Origin of the sequence: Horticoccus luteus, from assembly GCF_019464535.1 — a bacterium.
Classification (GTDB): Bacteria; Verrucomicrobiota; Verrucomicrobiia; order Opitutales; family Opitutaceae; genus Horticoccus; species Horticoccus luteus.
The window spans coordinates 289095-302913 of record NZ_CP080507.1 but is presented as its reverse complement, the minus strand read 5'-3'; the positions used below and the strand labels follow the sequence as shown (position 1 = coordinate 302913).

The following is a 13819-nucleotide window of genomic DNA, read 5'->3' as shown; positions in this document are numbered from 1 at the left end:
GCCGGCGGGGAATTTTGAGCTTAGGCTGGTGTATTTCTGTAATTCAATCAGCATTTTCGCTGAAAATTCAGTATGAAACCCACCCCTGCTCCCACGACCCCGCGTCTCATCCAATGCGCATCGACTTGGTCGATGATCGGCCTTCCTTCCGCGAAGCGGGAATGGTCCCTCGAACGCAAATTCGCCGCCATCAAGGAAGCCGGTTTCGACGGCGTCGCCACCCTCGCCTCGCCCGAGGTTCGCCGGCTTGCGGACCAATTCGGCCTCCTCGTCATGGGCGGCTTCGACTGCGGGAACGTGCGCCGGGCCCGCGAGCAATTGCAGCTCAATCTCGACCTTGGTGTCGAGCTGCTGAACGTCCAGCTTTTGAACCACGACACCCCGCCCGCGACCGCCGCCGCCCTCGCGGTCAAGGTCGTGGAACTCGGCGCCGCCCTCGGACTGCGGCCGCATATTGAAACCCACCGCGACACAGCGACGGAAACGCCGGAGAAATTCGACGAAATCGCCCGGCTGTTTCGCCGGGCCACGGGTCGCCTCATGCCGGTGACGTGGGATCATTCGCATTTCGCGGTTTCGAAGCATGTGCAACCCGCCGATTATTCGCGGCGGCTTTTGGTCTGGCCCAAGCTCATCCAACATTCGCAACTTTTCCACCTCCGGCCCTTCAATTCCCAGCACTGCCAGGTGCCGGTCAGCAACGGCCGCGGACGCCTGACTCCGGAATTCATCGACTATCGGGCGTTCGTCGTGGACCTCTTCGCCCTCTGGCTCGCCGGGCCGAAACGCCCCGCCGAACTCTGGGTCTGCCCGGAACTCGGGATGAGCCACGGCTATCACGTCAGCACCAACCCGCCCGTGTGGGACGACGTGTTGATCGCGCGCCGCGAGTATGCCAGCGCGTGGCGTGAGGCTGCCCAACGCGGCGCTTCCGCCTAGAGCCATCGGGGTTTCCCCGTGCGCGCTATGCCAGACTTCGGGAGGGGAAAACTCTTGACCCTCCCATGCCCGTTCACGAGCCTTTCTGAAAGTTTCACGGCACTTTTACCCCGATCATGCTCATTGCCGACATTGCCCGTAAGGCAAAAGTCTCTCCCGCGACGGTTTCACGCGTCATTAATCAGCCGCACTTGGTAGCGCCTGATCGCTTGGCGCGCGTCCAAGCCGTGATGCAAGCGGTGAGCTACACGCCCACGCCGCTCAATCGCCGCCGCGGACCCAAATCCCGCCTTGCCGCGCCCAAGAAAATCGCGGTGTGGTTCGTCGGCGCACGTCGCAATACCAGTCACAATTGGTTTCAAGACCAGTTGCTGCACGTCCAGCCCGCCAACGAACGCCAACGAGTCGAGTTGACGGTATTATTCTCTGATTCGCCCGACGATCTCCCCCGCCCACTGGCCGAACGCCAGGTCGACGGCGTGATCGTGCAAGGCATGGAACCCTCTCCCGCTTGTCTCCAGCGCCTGGGGGATTTACCCCGCGTTTGGTTTATGACCCGCCGCTCGATGAGCTACGCGGGCGATTACGTTGAGCCGGACAACACCGAGAACGGTCGCGCCGCCGCCGATTACCTCCAAACGCGTGGTCACAAGGTGGTCGCCGTCATTTCCCCGGATCCCGATTATTCCGCCGTCGCCTGGCGGGTGCGGGCTTTTCTGGATCGCGCCAAGGAAATCGGCCTTACCGCCCACACCATCCTGGGGCGGTCGAAGCCGAACACCAGTTATCTCGAGACCGCGCCGATGCACGAAGAGAGCGAATCGCTCGCCCGCCGCGTCGTCCAAGCCAACCCGCGTCCCACCGGCCTCTATCTGCCGGTGGACCATTTTTGCGGCTCGTTTTTCCGCGCTCTGCGCCAGGCGGGCGTTCGTTCTGATCGCGACGTGGAGACGCTCCTGGGAAATTACAACCCGGTGATCTACCACAATTTGGATCACCTTCCGGCCGCCCTCGACATCAACCTCCCCACGCTCGTCCGCCAAGTCGTCGACCATTTGGTCTGGCGCATCGAGAATCCGCGCACGACGGGCCGAATCGGCGTGAGCGTTTCGCCCACCCTGCTCACTCACCCGCAAGCCTCCCGGCTGAGCGCCTGATCGTTCAGGCCCGATACCTCTTGCGCCGTTCAATCTTTTCCCTAACAAATTTCCCGCATTTTGGATCGGTCCCTACCGGCCCAAAACCGGAAACTACAAACCACATAATAATGAAACAACAACCTAGCTATCCATTGCGCAGGACCAAGGTCTCCTTGGTCGCTTGCTTGGCGGCCATGGCCGCGGTTTCGTTGACGACGTCCGTCTGGGCCCAAACAGCCAAGACAACCACGACGACGACAACGACGACCACTGATGCGACCCCGTCCGACGACGAGGTGCAGACGCTGTCACCCTTCCAGGTGACGAGCGAGAAGGATACGGGCTACCTCCGCACCAATTCGGTGACGGCGACCCGTATCAACATGCCAATCCAAAACATCCCGATCTCCGTGTCGGTGATGGCGAAGGATTTTATCGACGATAACAACATCCGTTCCATCACGGATATCTTCCGTTATTCGTCTTCGGGTTCGGGCGACAACCGTTTCACGATGGCTCGTCCGGCCAACTCGGCCACGCCGCAAGGCGGCTTCACCCTCCGCGGTTTCGGTGTTAACTCCATCCTCCGCAACGGTGTCGCGCGCTACAACGCCTACAACATCAATAACATTGATCGTGTTGAAGTCGTCAAAGGCCCGGCGTCCGTGTTCTTCGGTTCTGGCTACCCGGGCGGCGTGATCAACTACATCACGAAGCAACCGGTGTTCGGCAAGATCCCGACCACGATCACGCACCAAGTCGGCGAGAACAACGTCAACCGTGTCGTCCTCGATCACAACGCCCAGTTGTCCCGCAAGGCGGCAATGCGCGTGGTGGCTTCTTGGGAAAACAGCAGCGGCGAGCGTAACTTCGAATTCAAGAAGGAAAACTCCCTCACCGCCAATGTGACCCTCGTGCCCTTCGACAGCGGCAAGCTGACGATCACGGCCGAAATCGAGACCATCGACTCGAAGGTCAACGCCAACCAGAACGACTGGTACTTCCCCGAGGGTTGGTTCAAGGCTTATGCGGCTCCGTCGCAGGCTTTGATCAACGCCGCTGGCCTCGCCGCCAATGCGGATCCGGTCGCGGCCTACCGCGCTCGTATCTTCTCGAACGGTGCCGGCACCTGGGCTCAAGACACGCGTAACGCGACGGGCGACCAAACGCTCCCGACCTACACGCGCGTCCTCAAGGGCGCCTACTACCAGGACGCCTCGGGCAACTACATCCACGACACCGGGTTCAACTCGACCAATCGTGGCTCGTACTCGAACAACCATAACGACACCGGCACCGTCACGGTCGCCCTGTCGCCGGCTTCGTTCGTCGATGCCCGTTACGTGCTGACCAATGAGAATGGCCGCTTCGATAACGTGGAAGGCTTCACGCTGCCCAACGCCGATGCGCGCACGTTCAATACCCAGTATGGTCTCAACACCGCCGGTTACTGGCTTCGCCGCCAGAACCATCAGGTGGACGCCATCCTGAAGTACGACAAGTTCGGCATCAAGAACCGCCTCCTCGTCGGTGGCGTGTTCATCAAGAACCGTCAGCAGTACAACGCCGTCGCCGGCGCTCCGTTCAACCGGTTCTACTCGATGATCCCCGGTGCCTCGAATCCCGAAGGTAACTTGAACAACACCCTCGTGCCGGCCGCCATGGTCCCGAGCGCGGGCGATGTTCCGTCTGCCCAAGTCATTCGCGACCGGTTCGGCAAGATCAAGACCGTTACCCAAGTCTTCACGAACTGGGATCCGGGCGCGGAAGTCCAACCCGACAATCATCGCGTGGTCGAAATCGACCGCACCGCGGTTGACGGCTACGACACCGAAGATCAAGCCGGTTACCTGAACTACCAAGGTTCGCTCCTCAATGACCGCCTCACCCTTCTCGCCGGTGTCCGCCGCGAGATGCACCGTGACAGCGGCCAGTATCTGACGGGCAACTTCCCGTGGTTCGCCAACCCGCCGTACGCGTTCACCGACCAGACGACGTATCCGCAGGGCTTGTATAACTACTCGGCCAGCTACGCCGGTGACACGAACAACTTCCAGCGCCAGGCTGGTACCTCGTGGATGGGTGGCGCTTCGTTCCAAGTCGCCAAGGATGTCAACGTGTTCGCTTCCTACTCGAAGGTGTTCCGCCTCAACAGCGGCACCAAGGGCAGCGCGAGCCAACTCGATATCCCGCTCTGGTATAACGCCGCCAAGGCGTGGGCCCAGAACACGGCGAACAGCGCCTACAATGCGTCCGGTGCGTTCAACTACCGCGGTCAATCGATCACCTCGTATGACCAGTTCCATGATGCGTTGGCCGCCCTCGGCGCGTTCGACGTCATCAAGCCGGAAACCGGTTACAACGCCGAAGTCGGTGTGAAGACCACCCTCTGGGACAACAAGCTCGTCGGCACCGCTTCGATCTTCCACGCTGAGCGTAAGGATCAAAAGTATGACGACGGTACGGCGCAGGCCAACGAACCGCTCAACGCGGCCTACTCCGGTGGCGGCAACGTCGCCATCTTCGGCCCCGCGGGCAATCCCTACAGCGGCGCGCGTTTGCTCCGCTGGCGCACGACGGCCACCCGGAATCGCATCGAAGGCGCTGACTTCGACGTGACCTGGACGCCGATCCGTAACTTCCAAGCCGTCGTCAACGGCGCTTGGATGTGGACGGCGGAAGTCGCGGATAGCCTCACGGCCAAGCCCGGCACCGCTGCCTACACCGCCTACACGCCGGCCCAAAAGGTCAGCGCGAACATCCTCTACGGCTCGCGCATTGCGAACGTTCCGGAATACCGCTTGAATGCGTTCGCGAACTACACGTTCACGGACGGTCCGGTGGCGGGCCTCACGGTCGGTGGCGCCATGCGCTACTCGTCCAAGACGGTCGTCAGCCAAAGCGTCGACTGGAATCCCCTCAACGGCGGCTTCCAATCCGGCGACTTCACCACGTTCGACGTCAGCGTCGGTTACCAATGGGAGCTCTTCGGCTACAAGATTGGTTCCCGCCTGGCGGTTTACAACGTGACGGATGAGAAGTACGTGGAAGGTCCCACCTACGTCTTGTCCCCGGCCCGCAGCTGGCTGCTGACCAACACGCTGAAGTTCTAATCGGTCTGACCGGTTAACTTCATTCGCTCTCAAGGGCGGGGACCTCGCGGTCCCCGCCCTTTTTCTTTCCCCCTCACCACAACTCGAGTTGTGCCCCGGCCGGCCGGCGAAAGTGCGCCGTCGACAATTCCAACCGCCCCTGCGCCAGCCCCGCCCGGCGCGCCGCCACGTGGAAAAGCTCGCGGATCTGATCCGCGAAAATGCCCTCACCGCGCAACCGTGCGCCCCACTCCGAGACATTGAGTTTCCCGCCCCGCACTTCCCGCACCCGGCTCAGCACCCGCTCCTTCTTGCCCGGCGCATGATCGTCCAGCCATTGCGTGAAGACCTCCTTCACGGCCCATGGCAGCCGCAGCACGGTATAGCCCGCGCTGCGCGCCCCGGCCTGCGCCGCTGCGGCGAGAATCGCCGGCATTTCGTGGTCGGTCAGGCCCGGAATGATCGGCGCCACCATCACACCCGTCGGTATGCCCGCCTGCGAAAGCTGCCGCAACGCCTCCAACCGGGCCGACGGCCGCGCTGCGCGCGGTTCAAGTTTTCCCGCCAAGTCTGCATCCAGCGTCGTGATCGTCACAAACACCGCTGCCGCGTCCCAGCGCGCGAGCTCGGCGAGCACATCGCAGTCGCGGGTCACAAGGAAGTTCTTCGTGATCAACGCCACCGGGTTCCGAAACTCCGCGCACACTTCCAGGCACCGCCGCGTGAGTTGAAAGCGCCGCTCCGCCGGTTGATAGCAATCGGTGACGCCGCTCATCGTGATCGACTGCGGCCGCCAGCGCGCCGCACTCAACTCCGCGCGCAGCAGCTCCGGCGCACGCAGCTTCACCATAATTTTCGTCTCGAAATCCAACCCGCTCGAGAAGCCCAGATACTCGTGATACGGCCGCGCGAAACAATAGGCGCACCCGTGCTCGCATCCGCGGTAAGGATTCAATCCCATCGTGAACGGCACATCCGGACTATCGTTCGCCGTCAGAATCGTTGCGCTGTGATCGACGATAAACTCGGTGCGCGGATGCGGCTGCTCTTCGGGCGGGCAGTCCGGATCGGCCTCCACGTGGAGCCGCTCGAAACGATTCGGCGGGTTGTTCCGCGCACCGCGCCCCGGCGGCGGAGGCGAAGCAAAATTCGACGACATGCGCGCACCGTCGCGCAAGCGGGCCGCGACGCAAGCGCTCACCTCCCCGGCACGTTTCCCTCGCTCAACCCGCGCTTCCGCTCGCGTCTGCTCCGGTTTACCTTTCAGTGAAACCGCATGCCTTTGCCCGCCACGCAGCTTTTCCCCGTCGAGCGGCACTCGCTCGCCGGCGGCGTGGAGCAGCGCGACGATCCTCTCGCCACCGAAGAACCGCTCGAACTCCGCGTCAACGGCCGCAGCGTCGCCGTCGTCATGCGCACCCCGGGCCATGATCGCGAGCTCGCCGCCGGTTTCCTCGCGACCGAGGGCGTGATTCGCGACGCGCGCGATATTCTCGATATCGTTCCCTGCGAATTTCAACGCGCCGCCGACTCCACCGATTCCGCGCCACCGCCCACCGGCAATGTCTGGGATGTCCTCCTTGCCCCCCACGTCACCTTCGATCTGGCACGCCTCACCCGGCACGTCTTCACCTCGTCGAGCTGCGGCCTGTGTGGCAAAGCCACCATCGATGCGGTGCGCGCTGAATTTCCGCCGCAGCCGCCTTCGCCACCGCCTTCCGCCGCGCTCCTTTCCACGCTTCCCGCCCGCCTGCGCGCGGCTCAGCCCGGTTTTTCCCTGACGGGCGGCCTGCATGCCAGCGGCCTCTTCGATCTTGCCGGTCAACTGCTCGTCGCCCGCGAAGACGTCGGGCGCCACAACGCGCTCGACAAAGTCGTCGGCCACGCGCTCCTCGCCTCCCAGCTCCCGCTCGCCGGCCGCATCCTGCTCGTGAGCGGCCGGGTCTCGTTCGAACTCGTCCAAAAATCCCTCGCCGCCGGCATCCCCTGCCTCGCCGCCATCTCCGCGCCGACCACCGCCGCCGTCGCCCTCGCCCGCGAAACCGGCCAGACGCTCGTGGGCTTTTTGCGCGACGGCCGCATGAACGTTTATGCCGGCACCTTGACGCCTTGAATCTGTCGCACCGCCTCCCATGTCACGTGTTTTCGGCCTGATTTCCTGTCTCCTTGTCGCCAGCGCAGCGACCGCGCTCGCGGCCGATCCCGTCGTTGTTGCTGAACCCGGTTTGCCGGCCTCGCTGCGCGCGGACCCCGCCGCGACCCCGCCCGCTGCCGCTCACCGCATCCCCGCCGATCTCCCGCCGCGACCGGCCAAACCCGCCGAGACGACGCCGCCCGATCCGGAAGCCGAGGCCCGACTCCAGGCAATCGTGCGCCGCCAGCAGACGTTGTTCGCCCAAGCCTCCGGCGACGAGCCGAAGGTCGACGACGATGAGTTCAAGCACGAGCTCCAGCAGATCAGCTTCGATTACGAAAGCCTGCTCACCGATCACCCGACCGCGAAGGGTTACGCCGCCTACGGCTATTTTCTCGGCAAGATCGACATGCGCCGCCAGTCGATCGCGATGCTGCTCAAATCCAACGAGCGCGACCCCAACCAGCCCTTCGTCAAAAACCAGATTGGCAACTACCTCGCCGAGGAAGGACAGCCGCTCGAAGCGGTGAGCTACTTTCTTGCGGCGATTCAGTTGAAACCCGACGAGCCGCTCTATCACTACCAACTCGGCACGCTCCTCCACGAAGCGCGCGCGGACTTCCTGAAATCCGGCCAGTGGAGCCGCGCCGATCTCGATCGCACCACTCACGAAGCGTTCCACCGCGCCGCCGAGCTCGCGCCCGACCGCATAGAATTCACCTACCGTTACGCCGAGTCCTTCTACGACTTGGAAAATCCTGACTGGGACGCCGCCCTCAAGGAATGGCACGCCCTCGAGGAAAAAGCGGGCAGCAACGTCGAACGCGAAACCATGCGCCTGCACATCGCCAACATCTTCCTCAAAACCAATCGCCCCGAGCAGGCGCGCCTCCTCCTCGCCACCGTCCACGAGCCCGCCCTCGACGAGCAGAAGGAAAAGCTCGTTGCGCAGCTCTCTGCCGACGGCAAAAAATGACCCGATGAATTCCGGCATCGATTTGAGCCACCTGCGGGAAGGCCTGATATTCTACCTCGTTCTTGTCGTAAGCCTCTGCGTCCACGAATGGGCGCACGCGTTTGTCGCCGACCGCCTCGGTGACGACACGCCGCGCAATCAAGGCCGCGTCACGCTCAATCCGCTCGCGCACATGGATATGTATGGCACCGTGATTTTTCCGCTGGCGTGCATCTTTCTTTTTCCCGGCGGCCTGCTTTTCGGCTGGGGGCGGCCCGTCATGATCAATCCCAGTAACTTCGCTCCTCACCGCACCCGCGGCGAGCTGCTGACCACGCTGGCCGGTCCCGGCTCGAATCTTGTTCTCGCCCTGCTTGCCGCGGTCATCGGTGGTTTCGCCTTTCGCGCCGATCCTCGCACGCTGGAGCTGGTGCGCATGGCCCTGATGGTGAATGTCGCCCTCGCCGTGTTCAACCTCCTGCCCGTCCCGCCGCTCGATGGGGGCCAGGTGCTGCGCCATGTGGTCGGAATGAGTGAACTCACGTTCGTGCGCTTCTCCCGCTGGGGCTTCATGCTCGTCCTGCTGGCCTTTATGATCCCCGGCGTGCGCTCGGCTTTGGGTTACCTCATGATGGCGGTCGCCTCGCCGTTCGTCGCCGTCTTCAAACTGATCGCCACGTGACGCTCGCTCACGCCGTTGCGCCCTCCGCGGGCGGTTACCGAAGCTCCGTCCTGTCGTTGTGAAGGCCCTTTCGAAACTCGAACGCTCGCTGCAGCGCGTCGCCCTCCCGCATCTCGCGCTCCTCTTCGTCATCGGTCAGGTGTTCGTGGCGCTCGCGTCCATGCTGGGCCGGCTCGACGTGGGGCTGCTGCTCCTCGTCCCCGCGCTGGTGCAGCACGGCGAGTGGTGGCGGCTGATCACGTTTCTGTTCGTGCCGCCGCCCGTGAGCTTTCTCTTCATCGCGTTTGCCTGGTGGCTCTTTTACCTGATGGGCGAAGCGCTCGAGCACTATTGGGGCACCGTGCGCTTCAACCTTTTTATCTTCACCGGCTGGGCGCTGACCGTCGGCGCCGCCTTCGTGATTCCCGCCGCTTTCGCCTCCAATCTGTTTCTGGCCGGCTCGGTGTTTCTGGCGTTTGCGTGGCTCAATCCCAACTTCGAGCTTTCGCTGTTTTTCATCCTGCCGATCAAGATCAAGTGGCTCGCGCTGCTCGCCTGGCTCGGATACGCATGGTCGTTCATCACCGGCGGCCCTGCCACGCGCCTGCAAGTCATCGCCGCCGTGGGCAACTTCCTGCTCTTTTTCGGCCGCGATATTTATCTCACGCTGCGCTACCGCCGGCGCCGCATGCGCCGCGACGTGCAACACCTCGTGCAGGAACGCGCCGGCCCGCAACCGCGGCATCGTTGCCACGTTTGCGGCAAGACCGACCTTTCCCATCCCCAACTCGATTTCCGCTACTGTTCCCAGTGCGCCGGCGACCAATGCTACTGCCCGGAGCATATCCATCACCACGAACACGTGCGCACCACCGATGCCCTCCCGCCGGCCTGAACCCGCCGCTCCGCGCACTCTCGGCGATTGGCTGCACTGGGCGGAAAGCCAATACGCCCGCTCCGGCGCCGCCCTCGGGCAGATCGCGGCCGAGGCCCACGATGAAGCGCTTTACCTCTTGCTCCACGCGTTGCAGCTCCCGCTCGACAGTTCGCCGGACGTGCTCTCCCGCCCGCTGACGCCGACGGAGGCCGCCGCGGTCCGCACGCTCTTCCGCCGCCGACTCGAAGACCGCGTGCCCGCCGCCTACCTCACGCGCGAAACCTGGCTCGGCGGCCTGCGCTTTCACGTCGACGAACGCGTCATCATTCCGCGCAGCTACTTCGTCGAACTCATCCCGCAACTCCCGGACCTGCTCCCGGGCGTCAAGGTGCGGCGCGCCGTCGACGTCTGCACCGGCTCCGGCTGCCTCGCCATTTTGCTCGCCCGCCAGTTTCCCCGCGCGCAGATCGACGCCCTGGACCTTTCCCCCGACGCGCTCGCCGTCGCCCGTCTTAACCGCGACGCGCATCGACTTCAGTCGCGCATCGCGCTCCACCCGAGCGACGTGTTCGACGCCGTGCCGCCAGTGCCCTACGACATTATTCTCAGCAACCCGCCCTACGAGCCGAGCGCCCATGTCGATCGCCAGGCCGCGGAATTTCGCGCCGAGCCGCGTCTCGCGCACGACGGCGGCCCCGACGGCCTCGCGATCATTCGCAAACTTCTCGCCCAAGCCCGTGAACGCCTCGCGCCCCACGGCATCGTCGTGATCGAGGTCGGTGGTTTGCGCCGCGCGATCTCGCGTGAATTCCGTGCGCTCGCGCCCGAATGGCTTCCGACCGCGGATGGCACCGACTGCGTGTGTCTCTTCCGCGCCGCGCGACTCACGTAGGCCGCCGCCCTATTTTTTCGCTTCCACAGAACGCACCGGCAATCCGGCCTTGGTCCAATCCTGCAATCCGCCGGCATTGGCCACGCGAAATCCTTTCTCCGCGAGGGCCTCGGCCACGATCCCCGCGCGCCGTCCCGAGTGGCAGTAGAGAATGATTTTTTTGCCGCGGTTCGCCTCGAGAAACGCCGTCCAATCGCTCGCGCCCGCGTCGTAATCGCTCTTCGCCAGCAACACCGCCGGTTGCGCCACGCCCGTCTTCTCCCACTCCGCCGGTTCGCGCACGTCCACGAGCACCGCCGTGCCCGCCGCGACTTGCTCCGCGGCGGCCTGCGGCGCGATGCGGGGCGCTTCCGCCGCGTTCAAACCAATGGCCAATCCGAAAAATAACAGGAGCGCGCGGATGAATTTCATGCCTTACGTTGCCGCGCCCTCTCCTCACGCGCAACCGCGCAACGCCGCCTCACAGGTCAGCGCGCGAGATCGTAAAGCGCGTAGCCGGCGAACAGATTCGGCCGCACCCAGCACCGCGTCTTCCAGTCACCGCGCAAATAAACACAGCGCGTGATCCGCAAATCCTTCGCCGCGCAAAAGTGCTCGAAGTCGGCGATCGTCACCGGGTTCGCCGGCCGGCTCTCGAACCACTCCGTCGTGTAAACCTCGTTGCGCACCTTGCGGCCGCGCACGAGGCCATCGACCCGGTTTTTCCAGAAACCATGATTCACAAAACCCACCGTCAACGCGCGCCCCACGCGCAACGCTTCTCCGATTACCGTCGTCGGATCATCGAGCTCCTGCACCGTGCGCGAACAAATCACGCGATCGAATTCCCCATCCGGGAACTGCCGCATGAACGCCGTCATGTCACCTTGGTAAACCGAAAGCCCGCGCGCCACGCACGCCGTGATCCGGCTGAAATCCATATCCACGCCGACCCCGCGCACATCCTTCGTCTGCGTCAGATATTCGAGCAGCGCCCCGCGCCCGCAGCCGAGATCCAGGACCTTTGAGCGCGGTTCCACCCACTCCCCGATGATCTGCATGTCGACCGTGCGTTTTTCTACGAGGGCCGTCATGGTCAGATGGAAAAATCAAACACCCGCGGCTCCTCGCGTTCGAGAAACGCGCGCACCAGCGCATACAGTTCCTCCGACTCGAGGAGAAACGAGTCGTGGCCCAGATCCGTCGACAGCTCGGCATAGCTTGCCGCCTTCCCCGCCCGCAGCAACGCCAGCGCGATCGCGCGGTTCTGGTCCGGCGGAAACAGCCAGTCGCTCGTGAAACCCACGACCAGAAATCGCGCGTTCACCGGCGCAAACGCCGCCTCGAGCGAGCCATACGCCTGCGCGAGATCGAAGTGGTCCAGCGCTCGCGTGATGTAGAGATACGAGTTCGCGTCGAACCGGTTGATGAAGCTCTGCCCCTGATGCCGCAGATAGCTTTCCACCTCGAACTGCACGTCGAACGTATAGCTCTCGCCGCTCGCACCGCTCTTGCGCCGCCGCCCGAATTTCCGGTCCATGCTCGCATCCGACAGATACGTGATGTGCGCCATCATCCGCGCGATCGCGAGACCCACCCGCGGTCCGCCTCCTTTCGGATAATCGCCGCCATTCCAGCCCGGATCCTGCATGATCGCCTGCCGCCCCACTTCGTTGAACGCGATCGCCTGCGCGCTCTCCCGCGCTGTCGTCGCCATCGCCAGCACCCGCCGCACAAACGACGGAAACTCGATCGCAAACACCATCGCCTGCATCCCGCCCATCGACCCGCCGATCACCGCGTGCAGCGCCGCCACGCCCAGCGCATCGAGCAAGAGTTTTTGCGCGTGCACCATGTCGCGCACCGTGACCGCCGGGAACGACATCCCGTAAGGCCGCCCCGTCGCCGGATCGAGCGACGTCGGCCCCGTCGATCCCACGCAACCGCCGAGCACGTTGGCACACACGACAAAAAACCGCCGCGTATCCACCGCCTTGCCCGGCCCGATGAGATTGTCCCACCAGCCTGGCTTGCGGTCATCCGGCGCGTGCCGCCCCGCGCAGTGATGGTCGCCGCTCAGCGCGTGGCAGATCACGATCGCGTTGTCGCGCTCGGCATTGAGTTCGCCGTAAGTCTCGTAGCGCAACGTGAACCCCGGGAGCACCTGCCCGTTCTTGCAGACAAACGGGCGCTCGTGCACGAAATCGACCGGCGTGACTATGCCCACGCTGCCCGCTTCGGGTGCGGGCGCAGGCGCGGGCGCCTCCGTCGTCAACGTGTCATCGAGATCCGGCATCGGAAAAATTAACGCAGCACGAACGCTTTGTCGCACGCAAGCGGAGCGCCTGTCTTATGACCGGCGCCAATCCGCTCAGCCTTGCGCCGCCGCGGCGATCTCATCGCTCATCTCCTCGTTGGAATAGACCGCCTGCACGTCGTCGTATTCATCCAGCGCGTCGTGCAGCTTCAATAACGTCCGCGCCACCTCCACCTCGGTCACCGGCACGTGCACCGTCGGGATGTAGGCGATCTCGGCGCTCGCCGTCTTGATGTCCTTTTCCTCCAACGCCTGCGCGACCTTGTCGAACAGGTGCACATCGCAGCGGATTTCAAAACCCTGCTCGCTCGCAATCACGTCGTCCGCGCCGGTCTCCAGCGCGATTTCCATCAACGCGTCCTCCGTCGCCGACTCGCTCGCGATTAAAAATTGCCCGGCGTGCAGAAACTGAAACGCCACCGAATTCGTGCCGCCCAGATTGCCTCCGCACCGCGTGAACAGGCTTCGGATATCCGAGGCCACGCGGTTCTTGTTGTCCGTCGTCACCTTCACCATCAGCGCCACCCCCGCGGGCCCATAGCCTTCGTAAACGGCGTCCTCATACACCACGCCGGGCAACTCGCCCGTGCCTTTCTTGATCGCGCGATCGACGTTATCGACCGGCATGTTCGCCTCCTTCGCCTTCGACACCAAGGTGCGCAGCCGCGGATTCATCGCCGGATCGCCGCCGCCCGCCTTCGCCGCGAGCGTGATGTCGCGCGACAAACGGCTGAACACCTTGCCGCGCCGCCCGTCGGTGACGGCCTTCAGCCGTTTGACTTTAGTCCATTTGCTATGGCCAGCCATGAGGGAATCAACGTCGCGCGGCCGCGC

General features: G+C 63.8%; 13 protein-coding genes. 8 read left to right on the top strand and 5 right to left on the bottom strand.

Going from position 1 to position 13819, the window contains the following annotated elements; all coding sequences use genetic code 11:
• Positions 1-72 precede the first annotated feature (72 nt).
• The 3 genes from K0B96_RS01155 to K0B96_RS01145 all read left to right on the top strand — a co-directional run bounded on the left by K0B96_RS01155 (position 73) and on the right by K0B96_RS01145 (position 5191).
• Positions 73-939: a sugar phosphate isomerase/epimerase gene (locus K0B96_RS01155; protein WP_220162896.1), complete on the top strand. Its 867-nt coding sequence runs from the start codon at positions 73-75 to the stop codon at positions 937-939.
• A 116-nt stretch (positions 940-1055) separates the two neighbouring features.
• Positions 1056-2096: a LacI family DNA-binding transcriptional regulator gene (locus K0B96_RS01150; RefSeq protein WP_220162894.1), complete on the top strand. Its 1041-nt coding sequence runs from the start codon at positions 1056-1058 to the stop codon at positions 2094-2096.
• A gap of 176 nt (positions 2097-2272) precedes the next feature.
• On the top strand, positions 2273-5191 hold the full coding sequence (locus tag K0B96_RS01145; protein WP_220162892.1) for a TonB-dependent siderophore receptor: 2919 nt from the start codon (positions 2273-2275) through the stop codon (positions 5189-5191).
• Positions 5192-5264: 73 nt separating this feature from the next.
• Here K0B96_RS01145 and K0B96_RS01140 read toward each other — a convergent pair whose 3' ends face one another.
• Positions 5265-6329 carry a PA0069 family radical SAM protein gene (locus K0B96_RS01140; RefSeq protein WP_220162890.1) on the bottom strand — a complete coding sequence of 355 codons (1065 nt, stop codon included), beginning with the start codon at positions 6327-6329 and terminating at the stop codon, positions 5265-5267.
• A 117-nt stretch (positions 6330-6446) separates the two neighbouring features.
• On the opposite strand from K0B96_RS01140, the gene fdhD reads away from it, so the two are divergent.
• From fdhD to prmB, 5 genes are read left to right on the top strand one after another with little or no spacing between them, the layout of a single operon-like run.
• On the top strand, positions 6447-7283 hold the full coding sequence (fdhD, locus tag K0B96_RS01135) for a formate dehydrogenase accessory sulfurtransferase FdhD (RefSeq protein ID WP_220162888.1): 837 nt from the start codon (positions 6447-6449) through the stop codon (positions 7281-7283).
• Between the two features lie 19 nt (positions 7284-7302).
• Positions 7303-8280 (top strand): tetratricopeptide repeat protein, encoded by a 978-nt coding sequence (locus K0B96_RS01130; protein WP_220162886.1) that lies wholly within the window; start codon positions 7303-7305, stop codon positions 8278-8280.
• Between the two features lie 4 nt (positions 8281-8284).
• Positions 8285-8941 (top strand): site-2 protease family protein, encoded by a 657-nt coding sequence (locus K0B96_RS01125; RefSeq protein WP_220162884.1) that lies wholly within the window; start codon positions 8285-8287, stop codon positions 8939-8941.
• Between the two features lie 58 nt (positions 8942-8999).
• On the top strand, positions 9000-9815 hold the full coding sequence (locus tag K0B96_RS01120) for a rhomboid family intramembrane serine protease (protein ID WP_220162882.1): 816 nt from the start codon (positions 9000-9002) through the stop codon (positions 9813-9815).
• Positions 9796-10689: a 50S ribosomal protein L3 N(5)-glutamine methyltransferase gene (prmB, locus tag K0B96_RS01115; RefSeq protein ID WP_220162879.1), complete on the top strand. Its 894-nt coding sequence runs from the start codon at positions 9796-9798 to the stop codon at positions 10687-10689. The genes K0B96_RS01120 and prmB overlap by 20 nt, the downstream gene beginning before the upstream one ends.
• 9 nt (positions 10690-10698) lie before the next feature.
• Here prmB and K0B96_RS01110 read toward each other — a convergent pair whose 3' ends face one another.
• The 4 genes from K0B96_RS01110 to K0B96_RS01095 form a co-directional block, all read right to left on the bottom strand.
• Positions 10699-11100 carry a rhodanese-like domain-containing protein gene (locus K0B96_RS01110; RefSeq protein ID WP_220162877.1) on the bottom strand — a complete coding sequence of 134 codons (402 nt, stop codon included), beginning with the start codon at positions 11098-11100 and terminating at the stop codon, positions 10699-10701.
• A 56-nt stretch (positions 11101-11156) separates the two neighbouring features.
• A complete protein-coding gene (locus tag K0B96_RS01105) occupies positions 11157-11762 on the bottom strand; it encodes a methionine biosynthesis protein MetW (protein WP_220162875.1) in 606 nt (201 codons plus the stop codon).
• Between the two features lie 2 nt (positions 11763-11764).
• Entirely contained in the window at positions 11765-12964 is a 1200-nt protein-coding gene (gene metX, locus K0B96_RS01100) for a homoserine O-acetyltransferase MetX (protein WP_220162873.1), read from the bottom strand.
• 75 nt (positions 12965-13039) lie between these two features.
• Positions 13040-13792, bottom strand: coding sequence for a YebC/PmpR family DNA-binding transcriptional regulator (locus tag K0B96_RS01095; protein ID WP_220162871.1), 753 nt, complete (start codon positions 13790-13792; stop codon positions 13040-13042).
• Positions 13793-13819: the final 27 nt, after the last annotated feature.

Excerpts from the sequence above, each read along its gene's own strand:
- K0B96_RS01155 (WP_220162896.1), top strand. The coding sequence starts at position 73 with ATGAAACCCACCCCTGCTCCCACGACCCCGCGTCTCATCCAATGCGCA.
- K0B96_RS01150 (WP_220162894.1), top strand. The coding sequence starts at position 1,056 with ATGCTCATTGCCGACATTGCCCGTAAGGCAAAAGTCTCTCCCGCGACG.
- K0B96_RS01145 (WP_220162892.1), top strand. The coding sequence starts at position 2,273 with ATGGCCGCGGTTTCGTTGACGACGTCCGTCTGGGCCCAAACAGCCAAG.
- K0B96_RS01140 (WP_220162890.1), bottom strand. The coding sequence starts at position 6,329 with ATGTCGTCGAATTTTGCTTCGCCTCCGCCGCCGGGGCGCGGTGCGCGG.
- fdhD (WP_220162888.1), top strand. The coding sequence starts at position 6,447 with ATGCCTTTGCCCGCCACGCAGCTTTTCCCCGTCGAGCGGCACTCGCTC.
- K0B96_RS01130 (WP_220162886.1), top strand. The coding sequence starts at position 7,303 with ATGTCACGTGTTTTCGGCCTGATTTCCTGTCTCCTTGTCGCCAGCGCA.
- K0B96_RS01125 (WP_220162884.1), top strand. The coding sequence starts at position 8,285 with ATGAATTCCGGCATCGATTTGAGCCACCTGCGGGAAGGCCTGATATTC.
- prmB (WP_220162879.1), top strand. The coding sequence starts at position 9,796 with ATGCCCTCCCGCCGGCCTGAACCCGCCGCTCCGCGCACTCTCGGCGAT.
- K0B96_RS01110 (WP_220162877.1), bottom strand. The coding sequence starts at position 11,100 with ATGAAATTCATCCGCGCGCTCCTGTTATTTTTCGGATTGGCCATTGGT.
- K0B96_RS01105 (WP_220162875.1), bottom strand. The coding sequence starts at position 11,762 with ATGACGGCCCTCGTAGAAAAACGCACGGTCGACATGCAGATCATCGGG.
- metX (WP_220162873.1), bottom strand. The coding sequence starts at position 12,964 with ATGCCGGATCTCGATGACACGTTGACGACGGAGGCGCCCGCGCCTGCG.
- K0B96_RS01095 (WP_220162871.1), bottom strand. The coding sequence starts at position 13,792 with ATGGCTGGCCATAGCAAATGGACTAAAGTCAAACGGCTGAAGGCCGTC.